At 52.4% G+C, this 269-nt stretch carries 1 protein-coding gene; it reads right to left on the minus strand.

The window, feature by feature from the left end:
* Nucleotides 1-27: 27 nt before the first annotated feature.
* The coding region (locus tag SB773_RS31995) for a molybdopterin dinucleotide binding domain-containing protein (RefSeq protein WP_410594367.1) at nt 28-269 on the minus strand (242 nt) is incomplete at its 5' end.

Consider the following 269-nt stretch of genomic DNA (forward strand, 5'->3'; position numbering starts at 1 on the left):
TTCAGCAGAAAAGGCGCTGGACAGGCGTTAGCGCTTTTCAACATCCACCCGACCTGAAAAGAATGTAGCTCCACCGCCCATATCTGCAATCCGATCCGGAGTCAGTGCGTTCACAAAATGCTGTGGTGAATCTGCCCATAGCCCCTGACTTACTACTACACCTGGGAGCACATTTTCCCCAACGGATACAACAAGCTCGCATTCCCCGCGGTCATTCCACACACGAACCGTGTCGCCCTCTGCAATCCCTATTTTTGACGCATCACTAC

Origin of the sequence: Bacillus sp. SIMBA_074 (genome assembly GCF_046534555.1) — a bacterium.
Taxonomy (GTDB): Bacteria; Bacillota; Bacilli; order Bacillales; family Bacillaceae_G; genus Bacillus_A; species Bacillus_A mycoides.